The organism is Salmonella sp. SAL-020 (genome assembly GCF_017372215.1).
GTDB lineage: Bacteria > Pseudomonadota > Gammaproteobacteria > Enterobacterales > Enterobacteriaceae > Salmonella > Salmonella enterica.
Genome location: NZ_CP071690.1, coordinates 1,277,114 through 1,296,038, shown reverse-complemented (window position 1 = coordinate 1,296,038; position 18,925 = coordinate 1,277,114). Strand labels below are relative to the sequence as shown.

3 protein-coding genes and 3 pseudogenes are annotated in these 18,925 nt (G+C 57.0%); 1 reads left to right on the top strand and 5 read right to left on the bottom strand.

The window, feature by feature from the left end:
- Window positions 1-50: 50 nt before the first annotated feature.
- On the bottom strand, window positions 51-1,628 hold the full coding sequence (gene guaA / locus J1G48_RS06060; RefSeq protein WP_000138293.1) for a glutamine-hydrolyzing GMP synthase: 1,578 nt from the start codon (window positions 1,626-1,628) through the stop codon (window positions 51-53).
- A gap of 69 nt (window positions 1,629-1,697) precedes the next feature.
- Window positions 1,698-3,164 carry an IMP dehydrogenase gene (guaB, locus tag J1G48_RS06055; protein ID WP_000944174.1) on the bottom strand — a complete coding sequence of 489 codons (1,467 nt, stop codon included), beginning with the start codon at window positions 3,162-3,164 and terminating at the stop codon, window positions 1,698-1,700.
- 160 nt (window positions 3,165-3,324) lie between these two features.
- Here guaB and xseA point away from each other — a divergent pair, with 160 nt between their 5' ends.
- Complete coding sequence (gene xseA, locus J1G48_RS06050; RefSeq protein ID WP_000953167.1) at window positions 3,325-4,674, top strand: exodeoxyribonuclease VII large subunit; 1,350 nt, start codon at window positions 3,325-3,327, stop codon at window positions 4,672-4,674.
- Window positions 4,675-4,835: 161 nt separating this feature from the next.
- On the opposite strand, the pseudogene shdA reads toward xseA, so the two are convergent.
- The 3 pseudogenes from shdA to ratB all read right to left on the bottom strand — a co-directional run bounded on the left by shdA (window position 4,836) and on the right by ratB (window position 18,902).
- Window positions 4,836-10,934, bottom strand: a pseudogene (gene shdA, locus J1G48_RS06045) (fibronectin-binding autotransporter adhesin ShdA).
- 559 nt (window positions 10,935-11,493) lie between these two features.
- Window positions 11,494-11,580, bottom strand: a pseudogene (locus J1G48_RS06040) (IS1 family transposase); the annotation flags it as partial.
- Window positions 11,581-11,594: 14 nt separating this feature from the next.
- A pseudogene (gene ratB, locus J1G48_RS06035) lies at window positions 11,595-18,902 on the bottom strand (DUF823/DUF824 repeat adhesin RatB).
- Between the last annotated feature and the right edge of the window lie 23 nt (window positions 18,903-18,925).

Below are 18,925 nucleotides of genomic sequence, written 5' to 3'. Positions count from 1 at the left end.
GGTTAAATTCACTTTTACCTGTTCATGAAAACACAGGAAGGATTATCGGCTTATTCCCACTCAATGGTAGCTGGTGGTTTACCGCTGATGTCATACACCACACGGGAAATCCCGTTGACTTCATTGATGATGCGGTTGGAAACACGACCCAGGAAATCATACGGCAGATGTGCCCAGTGTGCGGTCATAAAGTCGATGGTTTCGACAGCACGCAGAGAGACAACCCAATCGTACTTACGACCATCGCCCATCACGCCTACGGAACGGACCGGCAGGAAGACGGTAAACGCCTGACTGACTTTGTCGTACAGATCCGCTTTGCGCAGCTCTTCAATGAAGATAGCGTCCGCGCGACGCAGCAGGTCGCAGTACTCTTTCTTCACTTCGCCCAGTACGCGCACGCCGAGGCCCGGCCCCGGGAACGGATGGCGATACAGCATGTCGTACGGCAGGCCCAGCTCCAGACCAATCTTACGCACTTCGTCTTTGAACAGCTCTTTCAGCGGTTCAACCAGCCCCATCTTCATCTCTTTCGGCAGGCCGCCGACATTGTGGTGAGATTTGATGACGTGCGCTTTACCGGTTGCAGACGCCGCAGATTCGATAACGTCAGGGTAGATGGTGCCCTGCGCCAGCCATTTCACGTCTTCCAGTTTCAGCGCTTCTTCGTCGAACACTTCAACGAAAACGCGGCCGATGATCTTACGCTTGGCTTCCGGATCGTTCTCACCAGCCAGCGCGGACAGGAAGCGATCTTCTGCCGGTACGTGAACAATGTTCAGACCAAAATGGTCGCCAAACATGTCCATCACCTGCTCGGCTTCGTTCAGGCGCAACAGGCCGTTGTCGACGAAAACACAGGTCAGATTTTTACCGATCGCGCGGTGCAGCAGCATGGCGGTGACGGAAGAATCCACGCCGCCGGAGAGACCGAGGATCACTTTATCGTCGCCTACCTGCTCGCGAATGCGCGCCACGGCGTCATCGATGATCTTCGCCGGCGTCCACAACGCTTCACACTGGCAGATATCGCGTACAAAACGCTCCAGCATGCGCATACCCTGGCGGGTGTGAGTCACTTCCGGGTGGAACTGTACGCCGTAGAAGCGTTTTTCTTCGTTGGCCATAATGGCGAACGGGCAGCTCTCGGTGCTGGCGACGGTCACGAAGTCGGACGGAATCGCCGTCACTTTATCGCCGTGGCTCATCCACACGTCCAGCAGCGGTTTGCCGTCTGCGGTCAGGGAATCTTCAATACCGCGAACCAGCGCGCTGTCGGTCAACACTTCGACCTGCGCATAACCAAATTCACGCTCATTAGAACCTTCTACATGACCGCCAAGCTGCATCGCCATGGTCTGCATACCATAGCAAACGCCAAATACCGGCACGCCTGCTTCAAAGACATACTGCGGCGCGCGCGGGCTGTTTTCTTCGGTGGTGCTTTCCGGGCCGCCGGAAAGAATAATGCCGCTTGGGTTGAAGTCACGAATTTGTGCTTCTGTCACATCCCACGCCCACAGTTCACAGTAAACACCCAGCTCACGCACGCGGCGCGCAACCAGTTGAGTGTACTGAGAACCGAAGTCCAGAATGAGGATGCGATGCTTATGAATGTTTTCCGTCATTGACGCTTATTCCGAGGCAAGTGAAACAGATTAAATAAATCGCCCGACGCGAAGGTCGGGCGAAGAAAATCAGGAGCCCAGACGGTAGTTCGGGGACTCTTTGGTGATGGTCACGTCGTGAACGTGGCTTTCCTGGATACCCGCACCGCTGATACGCACAAACTCCGCTTTAGTACGCAGTTCGTCGATGGTAGCACAACCGGTCAGCCCCATACAGGAGCGCAGGCCGCCCATCTGCTGGTGAATGATCTCTTTCAGGCGACCTTTATAGGCTACGCGGCCTTCGATACCTTCCGGCACCAGTTTGTCGGCGGCGTTGTCGCTCTGGAAGTAACGGTCGGAGGAACCTTTGGACATCGCGCCCAGAGAACCCATACCGCGATAAGATTTGTAAGAACGGCCCTGGTAGAGTTCGATTTCGCCCGGGGATTCTTCGGTACCGGCCAGCATAGAACCCACCATTACCGCGCTCGCGCCTGCGGCGATGGCTTTGGCGATGTCGCCGGAGAAACGGATACCGCCGTCAGCGATAACCGGAATCCCGGTGCCTTCCAGCGCTTCCACCGCGTCAGAAACAGCGGTGATCTGCGGAACGCCCACACCAGTCACGATACGAGTCGTACAGATGGAACCCGGGCCGATACCCACTTTCACCGCGCTGCAACCGGCTTCCGCCAGTGCGCGAGCGCCTGCGCCCGTCGCAACGTTGCCGCCGATGATTTGCAGGTCAGGATATTTAGCACGCGTCTCACGGATACGTTGCAACACGCCTTCAGAGTGACCGTGAGAGGAGTCGATCAGCAGTACGTCAACGCCTGCCGCCACCAGCGCGTCAACGCGCTCTTCGTTGCCCGCGCCTGCGCCGACCGCCGCGCCGACACGTAAACGGCCCTGCTCATCTTTACAGGAGTTTGGTTTACGTTCCGCTTTCTGGAAATCTTTTACGGTAATCATGCCAAGCAGATGGAAGTTATCATCAACGACCAGCGCTTTTTCTACGCGTTTTTCGTGCATTTTTGCCAGCACGACTTCACGGGCTTCGCCTTCACGAACGGTCACCAGACGCTCTTTCGGTGTCATGTAGACACTCACCGGCTGGTTCAGGTCAGTCACAAAACGCACGTCACGACCGGTGATGATACCCACCAGCTCGTTATCTTCAGTCACCACCGGATAGCCCGCAAAACCGTTACGCTCGGTCAGGGCTTTCACTTCATGCAACGTGGTGGTTGGCAGGACGGTCTGCGGGTCGGTCACTACGCCGGACTCGTGTTTCTTCACGCGGCGAACTTCTTCCGCCTGGCGCTCAATAGACATGTTTTTGTGGATAAAACCAATGCCGCCTTCCTGGGCCAGGGCAATTGCCAGGCGCGCTTCCGTCACGGTGTCCATCGCCGCAGAAAGCATAGGAATATTCAGACGAATAGTTTTCGTCAACTGCGTGCTGAGATCGGCAGTATTCGGCAAAACGGTGGAGTGAGCGGGAACAAGGAGGACGTCGTCAAACGTCAGAGCTTCTTTAGCGATACGTAGCATGGGCAATATCTCACCTGGGAGGTTAATAAATATTGCCGCGGCATTATACAGAACGTAATCGGTTGCATCTACATTTTTTTGCAAATAGTGCTTGCGATCCCCCGTGAGCAGGTTACTATCGATTGAATAACCTGCTGATTTAGAATTTGATCCCGCTCACATGTTATCCTCTCAAACTTCCTCAATTTTTACCGTAAGCCGCCTTAACCAGACGGTTCGTCTGCTGTTAGAACAGGAGATGGGACAGGTATGGATCAGCGGCGAGATTTCTAATTTCACGCAGCCTGCGTCGGGCCACTGGTACTTTACGCTCAAAGACGATACCGCTCAGGTGCGCTGTGCGATGTTCCGTAACAGCAATCGCCGGGTGACGTTCCGCCCGCAGCACGGGCAGCAGGTGCTGGTACGCGCCAACATTACGCTGTACGAGCCGCGCGGCGATTATCAAATCATCGCCGAAAGTATGCAGCCCGCGGGCGAAGGCTTGTTGCAGCAGAAATATGAGCAGCTAAAAGCCAAACTGCAGGCCGAAGGCTTGTTCGATCAGCAGCATAAACAGCCGTTGCCCTCCCCGGCCCACTGCGTTGGGGTGATCACTTCGAAAACCGGCGCGGCGCTGCACGATATTCTCCACGTGCTAAAGCGTCGTGACCCATCCCTGCCCGTTATTATCTATCCAACCGCAGTCCAGGGCGACGACGCGCCGGGGCAGATCGTTCGTGCTATCGAACTGGCGAACGCGCGCGGCGAATGTGATGTACTGATCGTCGGACGCGGCGGCGGTTCGCTGGAAGATTTGTGGAGTTTTAACGACGAACGCGTGGCGCGGGCGATTTTTGCCAGCCGCATTCCGGTGGTCAGCGCCGTCGGTCACGAAACGGACGTCACGATAGCTGATTTTGTCGCCGACCTGCGCGCGCCTACGCCATCAGCAGCGGCAGAAATTGTCAGCCGTAACCAGCAGGAGTTGTTGCGTCAGATCCAGTCCGCCCAGCAGCGTCTGGGCATGGCGATGGACTACTACCTCGCCAATCGCAGCCGCCGTTTCACGCAGATTTTTCACCGTCTGCAACAGCAACATCCGCAACTGCGTCTGGCCCGTCAGCAAACCGCGCTGGAACGTCTACGCCAACGGATGGGATTTGCGCTTGAGGCCAGGATTAAGCAGGCCAATCAACGCCAACAGCGCGTAAGTCAACGCCTGAGCCAGCAAAATCCGCAGCCGCGCATTCACCGCGCGCAGTCGCGCATCCAACAGCTGGAATATCGTCTGACGGAGAATATCCGCTCACGGTTAAGCGAACAGCGCGAGCGTTTTGGCAACGCGGTCACGCATCTGGAAGCGGTCAGCCCGTTAGCCACGCTGGCGCGCGGCTATACGGTTTCGACGACAACGGACGGCAAGGTGCTGAAAAAGATCAAACAGGTCAAAGCAGGCGATATCATGACCACGAGACTGGAGGACGGCTGGCTTGAAAGTGAAGTCAAATCCGTCACGCCGGGCACGTAATCCAACACTCCCCCACCCTTTGCAGCGCGATGTTGGGTTTCGACTTCGCCTCAGCCAACCTACGCGCCACGTCGGATAAGGTGTAGCCATAATCTGACGATCAACCGGTTTGTCATTCGCCTCAAAACCGGGCAGGGAACACCCGCCCGGTTTTGTCTAACTTACCAGTTATAGCGCAGATTGAGGCTACCGTTCAGATCGCCAAAGTCATTGCTGCCAGTCTGCCCGGCAACCTGAGCGCGAACGCTCCACTGCTTATCGATATCTGCCTGCAGACCCACTTTCAGCTCCGCACGGTTAGCCGGAAGATCCTGTTTCACCGTAGCATCATCAAACGATACCGACACATCATCGCTGGTGTGCAGCCAGTTAGCTTCAGCAAACGGCTGGATAACCGTACGGCTGCCTTTGTACAGCTTGCCGTCAACACGCAGACCCAGACGCGTTGTCCAACTGTCGCCATCCTGACCATCGATCCGGGTGCCGTAGTTATCCTTCACGCTATCCGCTGAGTAATTCTGCCAGACAACCTGCGCCTGCGGCGTCAGACTGACAGTATTACCGTTGCTAAGCGCAATATCGTAGCGATAACCAGTTTCCAGCGAGACGGCGTTAGCGGTTGAATCATAAGATTCAGATCCCGCATCACCGCTCTCTACGCTGTTGTTGTAGAAACCATATTGGTACCAGCTGTCGACATACGCGCCGCTATGCGTTTGGGCATCGGCAAACCAGGTGGCATAGACGCCAAGGTTATAGCCGTCTACGTTGCCGCTACTGGTGAACTGGCTACCGTCCGCGCCACGGTTACCGGTGCTGTCGGTATCGGCGTTGATGTAGCTCGCCATGACGCCAACGGTAACGCTCTGCTGGCCGTTGCCCCAGGCCAGAATGTCGCCGCCTAACTGGAACTGGGAGTAGTTGCTGTCCATATCGATATTGCCGCTGACAGCCTCTGATTCTGCTTTACCCGCTTTGAAGCGCGCCCATACGCTGCCATCGGCATTACGATACTGGCTGCCCTCGCGGTCATAGAGGGTCTGCATTTGCAGGTTGCGCGCCATCCACTGGTTGCCCATGTACGCGCCGATATCCGCACGGTACTGTGGTGCGACATCGCCGCCATCGCCGCCGTCGTCCGGAGGCGTGACATTACCGCCATCGTCACCGCCATCCGAAGGCGTGACATCACTGTCATCACCACCGCTGTCGTCATCATCAGACTGTGCTTTTGACGCCAGATACCAGTCGTTGTCACTTTCATTCCAGTACAGACGGTAGGTATACAGACTGGCGTTAACCTCATTTTTTAGCTCAAACGCATCGCTGGTCGATACGCCGCCAACATCCACCACTTCAATACCGTTAGTGGTCTGTGCTCCATCGCCGATGCCGTTGATGTACAGATCGGTGGTGCCGGAGGCATCGCCGGTAATCACCAGCTTATCGGTCGCCGAATCATCGTCGCCCAGGACGGTATTCAGATAAAGCGAGCCGCCGTTGCCGGTGTAATTGCCATCAACATAAAGCGTATTGCCCGGCGTGCTGGAGGTGCTGCCGCTGGCGATCGTCCCCATGTTGATCAGATCGCCATTGAGGGTGAAGATAGCGCCTGTCTCCTCGCTGTCGCCGAAGACCAGCGTCCCTTCGTTGGTCACCTTACCGTTAACGGTCGTACCATTGCTGCCGCCGAAGGTCGCCCCGGAGGCGACGTTCACCGCCTGCTGGCTGCCCATCTCGCCAATCGAGCCGTCTCCGGACAGCCATAGCGTGCCTTCCTGTACGTTAGTATCGCCGGTGTAGGTGTTCGCGCCGCTCAGCGTCAGTTTACCCGCGCCCAGTTTGGTCAGCGATTTACCGTCCCAGTCGCCGTTGCCGGTTTTATCGCCCAGTACGCTGGTGACTTCAAAACTGTCGCCTGCGCCCAGGGTAAACGTGCCGTGTGCTGGCGTCGCTGACGTGGCGGTCGCATTCCAGCTCAGCCCTTCGGTAAGCAAATATTCTGACGCATCTGCAGGATTGATTGTCCCGGTTACGGTCAGATAGTCCGGCTGGTCGGTGAGGTTCATCGTCAGGCTGGTAAAGTCGCCGCTGATATCGCTGTCCATATCCATCAGTTTAAAGGACTGGAACTCCGCGTCGGAGGCGCGCGCTTGCAGGCTGGCGTCGCTGACGACCAAATCGCCGCCAAGCGTGGCGCTGCCGCCGGTGATCAGCGGTTGCACTGAGTCACTATTCAGCTCAACGTTCAGCGTACTGCCATCTTGCTGAATTAACGCGCTGTCGCCGAGATCCAACGAGGTGCCGAGCGCCAGTTGGGTCGTCGCGCCGCTATGAGTGGTGATGCCGCCCACCGCGCTGACTTCACCGTCTACGTCCAGCACCAGCGTGGCGTTATTGTCTACCAGACCGGTGCCCAGCGCCGTCGTACTGGCGGCGACCAGCGTACCTTCATTGATGGTGGTGCCGCCGCTGTAGTCGTTGTCGCCGGAGAGGATCAGAGTGCCTGCGCCTTCTTTGGTCAGCGATTTACCGTCCCATCTGCTACCCGGATCCAGCGTGTCATCAACGTCTGTCAGTGTAGCCGCAACGTTAAAGCTGCCGTCAGGGTCGCTCAGGGTAAAGGTGCCGTGGGCGTCGGTAGTGGCGTTGTCTCTGTCCGCATACCAGGAGAGGGAGGCCGTCAGATCATAGTGGGTGTTGTCTGCTTCATCGACTTTTCCGTCGATAGTCAGGAAGTCAACATCTTCGCGGTTCATCCCTGCAATGGTCAGATCGTCGAAATCGCTCGTAATGGCGCTGTCGCTGTCAATCAGCGTATAGGTGTATGCCTCAGGCGTCCAGCTGTCTGTAACGCTGCCGATGCCGGTAACATTCAGAGTGCCGCCCAGCGTGACGCTGTCGGCGGTAATCACGGCGTCGTCGGTGGCCGCGCCGAGGTCAATACTTAGCGTACTGCCGTCTTCCTGGGTGAGCTGGCCCGCGTCAAGGGTGCTGCCCGCCGCCAGCGCGGTCGTGGCGCCGGTATGGGTGGTGATGTTCGCAAGCTCAAATGCGCCGTTGGCATCCAGCATCAGCGTACCGCTGTTGTCGATATTGCCGCTGCCCAGCGCGTTGACGTTGGCGGCAATCAGCGTGCCGTCGGCGATGGTGGTATCGCCGGAGTAACTGTTATCGCCGCTTAACGTCAGCTCGCCCGTACCGGTTTTCACCAGCGAACCGCTGCCGGAAAGCGTATTTTCCAGCTCGCCCTCGCCGACCTGAAGCACACCGCTGTTGGCAACAGCTCCGGTACCCAGCGAATCCGCATGGTCAGCCGTCAGCGTACCGCCGATAATGGTGGTGCCGCCGGAGTAACTGTTATCGCCGCTTAACGTCAGTTCGCCCGTACCGGTTTTGACCAGCGAACCGCTGCCGGAAAGCGTATTTTCCAGCTCGCCCTCGCCGACCTGAAGCACACCGCTGTTGGCAACAGCTCCGGTACCCAGCAAATCCGCATGGTCAGCCGTCAGCGTACCGCCGATAATGGTGGTGCCGCCGGAGTAACTGTTATCGCCGCTTAACGTCAGTTCGCCCGTACCGGTTTTGACCAGCGAACCGCTGCCGGAAAGCGTATTTTCCAGCTCGCCCTCGCCGACCTGAAGCACGCCGCTGTTGGCAACAGCTCCGGTACCCAGCGAATCCGCATGGTCAGCCGTCAGCGTACCGCCGATAATGGTGGTGCCGCCGGAGTAATCGTTGCCGCCGCTTAACGTCAGCTCGCCGGTACCGGTTTTCACCAGCGAACCGCTGCCGGAAAGCGTATTTTCCAGATCGCCTTCGCCCACCTTAAGCACGCCGCTGTTATCGATATCGCCGCTGCCCAGCGAATCCGCATGGTCAGCCGTCAGCGTACCGCCGGTAATGGTGGTGCCGCCGGAGTAAGTGTTGTCGCCGCTTAGCGTCAGCTCGCCTGTGCCGGTTTTCACCAGCGAGCCGCTGCCGGAAAGCGTATTTTCCAGCTCGCCTTCGCCGACCTGAAGCACGCCGCTGTTAGCAACAGCCCCGGTACCCAGCGAATCCGCATGGTCAGCCGTCAGCGTACCGCCGGAAATAGTGGTGCCGCCGCTGTAAGTGTTATCGCCGGTCACGATCAGCTCATCGCTACCGCTTTTGACAATTTGGCCCTCGCCGGTCACGTTGTTATCCAGCGTGCCCTGGCTCAGCGCAAGCGTTGCGCTTTCTGCAATCGTCACATCGCCAGTGCCGAGCGCGGCGGCGTCTTTGGCGGCCAGAATGCCGCCGTCAATTTCAGTATCGCCGTAGTCGTTGCCGGTGTTGCTGAGGATCAGCGTGCCGTCGCCTTGTTTGGTTAGCTTGCTGCCGTTCCAGTTGGAGGTCGCCGTGGTTTCGTCCAGTTCGCTGGTGACGGTAAAGGTACTGCCTGCATCAACGGTAAAAGTGCCATGCGCAGCGCGCGCAGAATTTGCGCCCGCGTACCAACTCAAGCCCGTAGACAACTCGTAGTTGGTATTATCATTCGCATCAACGCCCGCGTTGATCGTCAGATAATCCGGCATAGCGGAGGTGTCAGCATCCAGTGTTACGCTGTCAAAATCGGTAGTGATTGCGCTTTGTGAATCAATCAGCGTGATCGATCCAAAGTGTTCGTCGGTTTCGGGCGCGACAAAGGTGGCCGTTGAGCTAAGGTTCAGCGTCCCGTCCAGCGTGACGTTGGCGGCTTTGATAATTGGCGCGCTGTTGGCGGTATCCAGCGTCGCGTTTATCTGGCTGTTATCCTGTAAGGTCAGGGTATTGTCCACCGTCAGCAGCGTACCTGTCGAACCGCTCGCGTTGCCCAGCGTAATATCGCCGTCGTTGGTCAGATTGCCGACGGTTGACGGGTCGGTCATGTTCCACTGGCTGGTGTCGTCGAGCGACAGCGTAGTAAACATCGCATCTACACTACCGGTTAACGTGGCCCCCTGGCTTAAAGAGAGCGATGACGATGACATGTCACTCTGAGCAACGTCACCGATCAATGTCGTATTGTTGGCCTAAATGACCGCCTTGCTGCCAAGCTTGATCACTTCCGGCGCTTCAAATGTGCTGTCGGTCAGCACGATAGGAGCGTTAATCGTCGTGCCAGTGTCCACATGCAGCGCAATCGTGTCTGAATTAACCTGTGCTTTGTTGACCGTCAGCGCGTTGAGATCTTCATACCCGTCGAGTTTTCTTTTGCTGGTTATAAAGATACCGTCGCCGTCGGCGTTGATGGTGGCGCCGTCGATCCTGGCGTCCGACGCCAGAATATACACGCCCGTACCGGCAGAGGTAATGTTGCCGCCTGTAATATCCAGGGTAGTGGCGTTATTGGCCTGTACCGCCGCGCCGCTGGCATTGGTATGTGTTATGGTCGCGTTGGTGAGATTAAGAGCGGCCTTATTGGTACCCTGGATGGTGCTCATCGTACCTGCAGAGCTGACCGAGCTATCAGACAGGTTCAGGGTGGAACCCTCGTCTGTCGCGGTGTTTCCGGCAACAACGTTTATCTGGCCTTGCGCCAGGGTGATTGTGCTACCGTCCAGCACGTTCAGCGTACTGCCTTGTTGCACCTGCGCGCTGCTGCTGTTAGCTGCCTCAACGATGGTACCGTCCAGCGTTGCTTCTGAACCCGTATACAACGTCATTACGCCGAAATTGCCGTCAATCGTTAGCGTACTGTCTGTTAACGTCAGTGTGCTGCCATCCGCTGCGGAAATACCCTGGGTATAAATGCCCGTAGTGGTTATCTTCGCGTCGGTAAGCTCAAGGATAGCGTAATGATCCAGCGAAATTGCGTTGGAAACATACTTACCGCCATCCGGATCATCAGCTCCGCCTCCGCTTGTTTCAATGACGAGCCCCGTCCCTGTGACCGTGGTGGGCTGCCAGCCGACGGTGGCGACACCCGAGACATATAGCGCCGCGCCTTCATCGGTGCCCGAATAGCTCATCGGCGGCGTTGACGCATCCAGAACGTGGGTCTGCGCATCAGCATATGATACCTGATTGTCGGCCATGGCCAGCGGGCTGAAAAATCCGAGCGCTGCAGCCACGGCGCAAGCCAGCGCCGCGCGCGTTGCTTTTATTATTTGTCCATATTCGGACTTTTGGTTTGGAGAATGGATTTCACTCGCGCATACTTGCGCTTTAACTTTGCTGTGGCCTCGCGCCAGTTCTGAAGCCACGACATACATATTTCGCACGGCGCTCCAGACAATACTGTAAGTCCTGTTCAATTTTTAAATTTCCCTTTAATAACGTTCACGAAGCAAACTGGATTTTGATTGGGCTGCAAATAGCCTTTAAATGCTACATTATCAATGAGTTAAATAATAAATAACAAAAATACAGCTCTATGAATGGTTGCAATCACCTGAAACAATATATTATCCAAGCCAAATTATTAACTAATTTCAAGGCTTATTTCAATGCCAGGTCAATTTCTGGTTGATTTATAATTGATATAAATACATTCATCCATTTAATAAATATTTATGTCGTGAATAACATTTAATAACTTCATATATTAAAATAAATAAATGCGTGAAACAAAAAGGTGTGATTATCATGCGACACCTGGCGTTATTTTAAATACACTCGTCATACTTCAAGTTGCATGTGCTGCGGCTGCGTTCCCTCACTCCAGTCACTTACTTTAGTAAGCTCCTGGGGATTCGCTCGCTTGCCGCCTTCCTGCAACTCGAATTATTTAGAGTATATACGTAGCGCCAGATGCCGGGTTGCAGAAGGGAGACGGCGCTTTTACACACGCGCGGCAAACGGTGGTGGCGCCAATTAGCAGAACATATACTTTTCAATGAATGCTACTTTCACTTTTTCATGAAGCTCAATTGAACGTGAAAAGCAGATTATTTTCGTGCCAGACGCATAATACGTTACTCCACGCACGTCGCATAACCCGCTGTGCCTGCCGGCTTAATGGCGCAGTTTTGACTCTTGGTATTCTCATCTACGCCGCAATACATGCCGCTGCTCGAGGTTGATTTAGATAAATAGGGATAGCCCAGCGTCGGCCAGCCTAACGAGCTAATTGAATGATACAGCGTCAACAGGTCGTTATTATCCGGTGCTTTGCTAAGGCTACCGCACTGTTTGGCAATATCCCATTTCGTGTTGTCCACCGTATGCGCCATCGCCCAGTACTCGTTATTTGCATGCACTCCGTTGGTAAATACTGGCGTCACGCCTGACAGCATCTCAGCCTGAAGCCACGGACGATGCAGCGTTTTTCCGTTGACGGATGTCGTATCCGACATATTTCCCCAGAACAACGCTTTATCCGTATCCGGGCTGGTAAGTACCATAAAAATCACATCCAGCGATGCGTGAAGAGTCGTATTGTCCGTCACTTTCACCGTGAGTGGCGTTTTCAACCCCAGGCTTTTATCCTGATTAAGCGTAAACGTTGCCGTACCGTCGCTGCCGGTAGTGCCGGTAAAGACAATCCCGGTGGTGGTCATACTTTGGCTGGCGCTTGCGGGAGTCAGCTCTTTAAGCATGAGATCGTCTGCTCCGGCATCCGCTGCCACGTCGCCATCCGTTATCACCATACCTGCCCGATTTTTCGAATCGCCACGTGACAACGTAAAACCAACGTTGGCGACCGGGTTACCGCTGCTATCTTTTACCGTCACCGTTAACGGCATCGCGCTTCCCTTCGGCACTACCGCCGCATTTTTCGCGCTGTCCATCGCCGTCGAGGTCAGCGTAATACTGGCAGGAGTAGAAGTACGCGGCTCGACCAGACACACCTGAGCACCGGTGGCAGTCGATGAACTGGCGGTGCCCTTACCGCCGCTATTCAGGTTTATAAATTGGTAATATCCGGTATTCGGCGCACGATCCGCCGCCCACCAGGATTTGTTCCCCGCCACCGGCCAGCCGTAATTTGTACCGATTGCGCCGTTAGGATTGTCGCTATACAACGTTTGCAGATCGCCCGACAACGGCTGGTATTCCGCATCACAGCCGGTTGCGCCAGCTTTTTCAGTGTTCGCTGCGGTGACTAAGGGCCATGTTTCATTGTTAACCAGGTAAGTACCGCTATTCGACGTCATCTCCGCCGCCAGCAGCGGACGCCGGAACTTCACGCCCGCGCTGTTGGTCACGGTTTCCGGCATGTGTCCCCAGTATTTGGCTTTATCGCTGTCCGGGCTGGTAATGACGGTGAAAATGACGTCCATATCGCTAACTGTCAGCGGATCGTCGACAAGCATCGCCTGCAGCGGTGTTCTCAGGCCACGGGAATCATCCTGCGTCACTTCGAGTTGCGCTTTACCATCCTCATCCGTAATGCCATACCAATAACTTGTGCACGAAGATACCGTGCAGTTAAACGTCATTGAGCCCGTAGACGGCGCAACCGATGTGAGTACCATGCCTCCGCCGGAACTGCCATCAACGACACCCGCCCGGTCTATCGAAAGCGTTCGTCCCAAACGGATAGTGGTATTGGGCTGCGGCGTGCCGGAACCATCCCTCACAGTGACGGTCAACGGCAGGCTCTCGCCCTTCTTCGCCACTGGAGCGCCTTTATCCGCATCCATGGCGCTGGAGGTGAGTTCTATCGACAAGTCCCGGCGCTTTGCCAGACAAAGCTGCGCCGTGGCGGTATTGGCTTTGGTTGTCAGCGTATTATTATCGCTGAGTCTGACATACTGGAACTGACTGTCTGAGTGCGTGGCATCCGGTACTGAGTTACCCGCCCCCCAATATTTTCCTGATGCCACCGGTAGGCCAAGCGTTGTCGTGAGTGCGCCATTGGGATAATCGGTATATAGCGTCTGTAAATCATTTACCGTCGGCAACCCCAGCCGATCGCACGGGCTGGCGGTGTCCTGATACATATTCGGATAACGGCTCCAGGTATACCAGGTCTCGTTATTTTCCGTATAACCCGACGTGTCCGCCGTTGAAGAAAGTTCAGCGCGCAGCAGCGGTCGCTTAAATTAAACCCCCTTACTGTTGGTAAAGGTTTCCGGCATATGGCCCCAGTATTTGGCCTTATCGCTGTCCGGGCTGGTCACTACGGTAAAGATTGCGTCTTTGCTGTCTGTCAGGTTGCTGCCGTCCATCGTGGCGGCGCTGATAGTGGTTTTTAAACCGGCGGTACTGTCCTGCGCAAGGGTAAATGTCACCTGTCCCTGGGCATCAGTTTGCGCATACAGATATTTCGCCGAGGTATCCAGCAGGTATGTCGCCAGGCCGGACGGCATCACATTACGCAGCGTAATATCGTCTGTGACGCTTGAGGACGATGTGGCGCTGTTGGCGCGATTGTACGAAGATCCGCGGCTGATTTTCACCATCACGTTTTTCATCGGCTGACCTGCGGCGTCTTTCACGTCGATGGTGGCGGCCATCTGCTCGCCCTTCTTCGCCTTTGCGCTTCCGGTGGTTTCATCCTGGCCTGCCAGCGTCAGCGTCAGGCTGGCGGCGGCGCTGCGCGGCGAGGCAAGACAGGTCTGCATGTAGTACATCGAGGTGCTGGTCGTCGTTTTGACATCATTGCCGTCGTTAAACAGGTTGACCGCCGCGTAGAGCGACTTCGTGCCGTCTGACGATATCACGTAATCCCCCGCCCACCAGTAGCGGCTGACGTTGTTGTTGCCTGAACTGGTCATCGGCCAGCCGTTACGGCTGCGCATGGCGTTATCCGGGTATGTCCCGTACAGCGTCTGGAGGTTGGCTACGGTCGGTAGCGTGTCGCGCCCACAGCCGCCACCGGTGCCGTTCCAGGCTTTATCGACGGTTATCATGCCCCAGGTTTCGCCTTTGTCGTAGTAGCCGTTGGCGATGGTCAGCGTTTTGCCGGGCGTAGCGCTAAACTCGCTGGCCAGCAGCGGACGCCTGTACGCCACGCCGCTGCTGTCGGTCAGCGTTTCCGCCATATGGCCCCAGTAGTTGGCCTTCGGCGTGTCCGGACTGGTGACCACGGTAAAGATGACCGGCAGCGGCGCGCTCGTTACGCCGTTGTGCTCTATTGCCGCCGTCAGCGGCGTTTTAAAGCCCGCGCCGCTGTCCTGGCTGATATTCAGCGTCAGCGTGCCGTCGGCGCCCGTGGCGGTGTAATAGTTAGCGCCGCTGCTACGCCCGTCGCTGTGGTTTATCTGTATATCCGCCGCCGCCGAGCTATTCACCTCCTGATTCGCGCGCCCGACGCTGTCGCCGCGCGTAAAGATAACCGGCGTGTCGGCGGCCGGGTTGCCCTGGGCATCCCGCGTGGTGATGATGACCGGGATGGTCTCGCCGACTTTCGCTTTGGCGAATCCGTCGCTGTCGTTATACACAGGCGAAGTGAGCGTTATCTGCGTCGCCGCCGGATGGGCGTTTTGCAGGCAGACAAAATAGAGTTGTTCATTCCACAATAGCGAACCGACGCCGCCGTCGCGCAGATTAATCGACTTAACGTAGCGGTTTTGCGTACTCCGGCTCAAATCGGCGGTGCTGTCCTGGTAGTTTTTACCATCCAGCGGCCAGCCCTGCTGGGTATTCATGGCGCCGCCGGGCCTGGCGTCGTACAGCGATTGCATATCGGCAAGGGTCGGCACGTATCCCGCGCCGCAGGCGTCGTTCGCCATTTCAAAATCGACGATTCCCCACGCTTCGTTGTTTTCCGTATTGTCGCCGTGGGTAACGCCGCTGGCGATTTCAGCCGATAACAGCGGGCGCTTAAACACCTCGCCGTTGGCCGCCGTCGTCGTTTCCGGCATATGGCCCCACATTTTGGCTTTGTCGCTGTCCGGGCTGGTGACCACGGTAAAAATAGTATCAATGCTGGCCGTCGCGCTGGCGTTATTGTACAGCGCCGCCGTAATCGCGACTTTCGTCCCGTGGGCATCCGGGCGGGTGACGTTGATGATTTTGCTGCCGTTTTCACCGGTCATACCGCCGATTTGGGTGGCGCTGTCGTTGAGCGAATCGCCGTCAATCACCACCGCCGAGACGATGCCGTCGCCGCTACCGGCGATATGTTTCTCCCCCTGGCGGGTATAGCCGTCGCCGCGGCTTAACACGAACGGCGCCTGCGGCAGCGGATTGCCGCTGGCGTCTTTTACCGTCACTTTAAGCTGGAGCGTATCGCCCTTTTTCACCTTCACCGCGTGTTCGCTGTTTGCGTTATACCACAATGCCGCATCCACCGGCTCAATGGTGATAGACGCCGCCGTCGGATTTTTGCTGACCAGACAGCTCACGTAGTCCGACGCATCGCCGGAAGCGGTATAGCCGCCCGCAGCCAGTGATACCGCCTGCCATGTAGCGGCGCTGGCGAAGGTGGAAGACCAGTAGTCATACGTCGTCGGCCAGCCGGATACTGTGTGGATTTTATTGCCGTCGCTGGAGGCATACAGTGCGGCAAGCTGATCGGCGCGCGGCAGATGGCCGGCCTCGCAGCCCCCGGCGTTGGGGTTATTCAGCGCGTCGGCGTGGCTGACACGCGCCCAGGTTTCGTTATCCTGCTCCTGGGTACGGGTGGCGGCAGTCGCTTCCGCCGCCAGCTTTGGCCGCTGGAATTCCATATCACCCACGGTGAGCGTGTCCGCCATATGACCCCACATCTGCGCCTCCGGCGTATCGGGACTGGTGGGAACGGTAAATTTCACGCTGCGGTTGACGGGCGTGGTAATCAGTGAGTTGACCGGCAGTACGCTCAGCGGCGTCAGCAAGCCCACGCCCTGCGGCTGTTCAATCACCAGCGTGGCGTTGCCCTCATTGTCGGTCATGCCCTGATACGTCATCGACGCCTGGGAAGAGCCGAAAGGCGTTCCGCCCATCACCAGCGTTCCGTCGCTGGAGTCGGTAAAGCCCGTCGTGGCGTTGTCGCGATTTTTGCCGTGCGCCATGGTGACGATAAAGCTGGCGTTGGGCACGCTTAACCCATTCAGCGCATTGACGGAATGGACGTTCATCGTGATTTGTTCGCCGACTTTGGCTACCGCATTGCGTAACGACTCATCGCCATTAAAGTAAACGTCCAGACTGGTCACCAACTCATTGCCGGAGCAGGAGAGATAGTTCGGTTCGGTGCCGCTGAACGTGCTGTCCGCACCGGTCGCCAGGTTGACGTGCGCGGTGGTGGAACCATCAGTATCCGCCGCGATATAGCTGTGTTTCTGCGTCGGCCAGCCGTAGGTCGTTTCCATCGCGTTGCCGGAATGGGCCTGATACAGCGTATCCAGCAACAGTTGCCCCGGCACCTGGCCGGTACCGCACTGGTTCGTCGCCGCCGTTACCGAGTTAAACGTCGCCCAGTATTCGTTATTCTCAAATTCGGAACCGGTATCCTGCGCGGCTTCGTCCGCTAGCAGCGGGCGTTTGTAGATATTGCCCGCTTCCACCACGCCCTGCATATGGCCCCACATGCGCGCCTGCGCCACGTCCGGGCTGGTGACGACGGTAAAAATCACGTTCTGCGTCGCTTCCGTGCCGTCGAACAGCACCACGCGCACCGGGGTTAATACGCCCGCCCCCTTGTCCTGAGTCAACACCAGCGAGAACTGACCGTTGGCGTCGGTGACGCCGTGATAGTGACCGTCGCTGCCTTCCAGATTGGTGATAATTACCGGATCATCCGTCCACTGATGCCCGCTATCAATATCGGCATTCTTTTGATTCTGGCGATTTTGCTCGTCGCCCAGGTAGACGTTAAGGTAGCGATAAGGCAGCGGTTTATTGGTGGCGCTGTCGGTGACGGTGATCTTCATGTTGATCTCTTCGCCCACCTTTACTTTCGCCGCGTTGACCGTTGAATCAAAATTGTCGGCGCTAATCACTAATTTCGGCGTGACCGCAGGCGGGGCTTTATCCACGCAGCTAACCAGCGATTGCGTGGCGTCCGGCATCTGCGTGAGGCTGCGGCTGCGCATATCAATGCTGATATGGTCAGTGGCAGTCGATCCCTGGGAGGAGGACCAGTACTCTTCATCACCGGATGTCAGCCCTACCGGCCAGCCGAGGGTGGTGGCCAGATCGCCGCGCGCAATTTTTAACCCTTCCAGTTGGCGTGCATCCGGCAGAATATCGCAGTGCGCGTCGGCGTGGCCCCAGTTGAACTGCGCCCAGGTTTCATTGTTGATGCTGGCGGTGCGGTCTTCACCGTCGGTTTCCGCCGCCAGTTTGGGGCGGTAAAAGGTGTAGCTTGCGCCGTCCACCGTGGCGGTGGACGTCTCTGCCATATGACCGTACATGTTGGCGCTGCTGCTGTCCGGGCTGGTGAGGGTGGTAAAAATCACGTCCACGCTGGCTTTCAGCGCTGGCGCGCTCGACGGGTGCGCTATCAGCGGCGTTTTAACGCCCGGGCCGTTCGCCTGGGTGACGACCACGGTCGCCACGCCCTCGGCGTTGGTCGTACCGTGATATTCCGTGGCGGTGGTGGTCAGTTCGGTGTTGCCGACGCGCACCGGCGCGGCATTGTTTACCACGCCCTGGCGGTTTTGCGCGTCGCCGCGGGTAATCACGAAATCAACGTTGCCCTCCGGTTCGCCGCCGCAGTCTTTGGTCGTTACCGTCAGCGTGATGCTTTCGCCCGCTTTGACCTTCGCGGCGTTGAGCGACTCGTCCAGATGATCGGCGGCGAGCGTTACCGGGTCGCCCACGGCGGGCGCGATATCCACGGCAAACTTTTGATCAAGCACTTCGACCGCCGTGTTATAAGGCACGCCGGTGCGGGTAAGCAACCACAGCGGCGGTATGGCGGTTGAGGTATCCAGTTGCGACCAGACCACCAGATGGCGGCCCGCCAGATTCTGCGCGCAGAAACTTATATTGCTGACGGGTTGTGGATCAAGCGGCGTGTCCGGCGTGGCGGCGTCGGCCCACACCAGCGTGACGGTGGGCGCGCGTTCAGCCTGCCAGACCAGCGGCGGCACGGCGAAGATATCGCCTTCGGTGTCGTGCGGATTGGTTAAGGTCAGCGCGCTGCCAGCATCACTGGTGCTGAACTGGCTGGGCTTCGCGGAGTAGTCAACAGGATTCGCCGCATCAGAGCGCAACTGCACGCTGCCCTGATATACCGGGATCGTTACACTGTCGGCCTGAGGCGGAGTGCCATTAATAGCCGCAGTTTGCTCAGTGAGTTCCTGCCATGCGCCGCTGCTTCGCACGGCCTGCGCGAAGAAAGGCGTTAAACTGAGGGCGCATAGCAGCAGCCAGGGTAAAAAACCGACACACTTTTTCGATTTCACTGACGTACCTGAGAAAAGTCCAT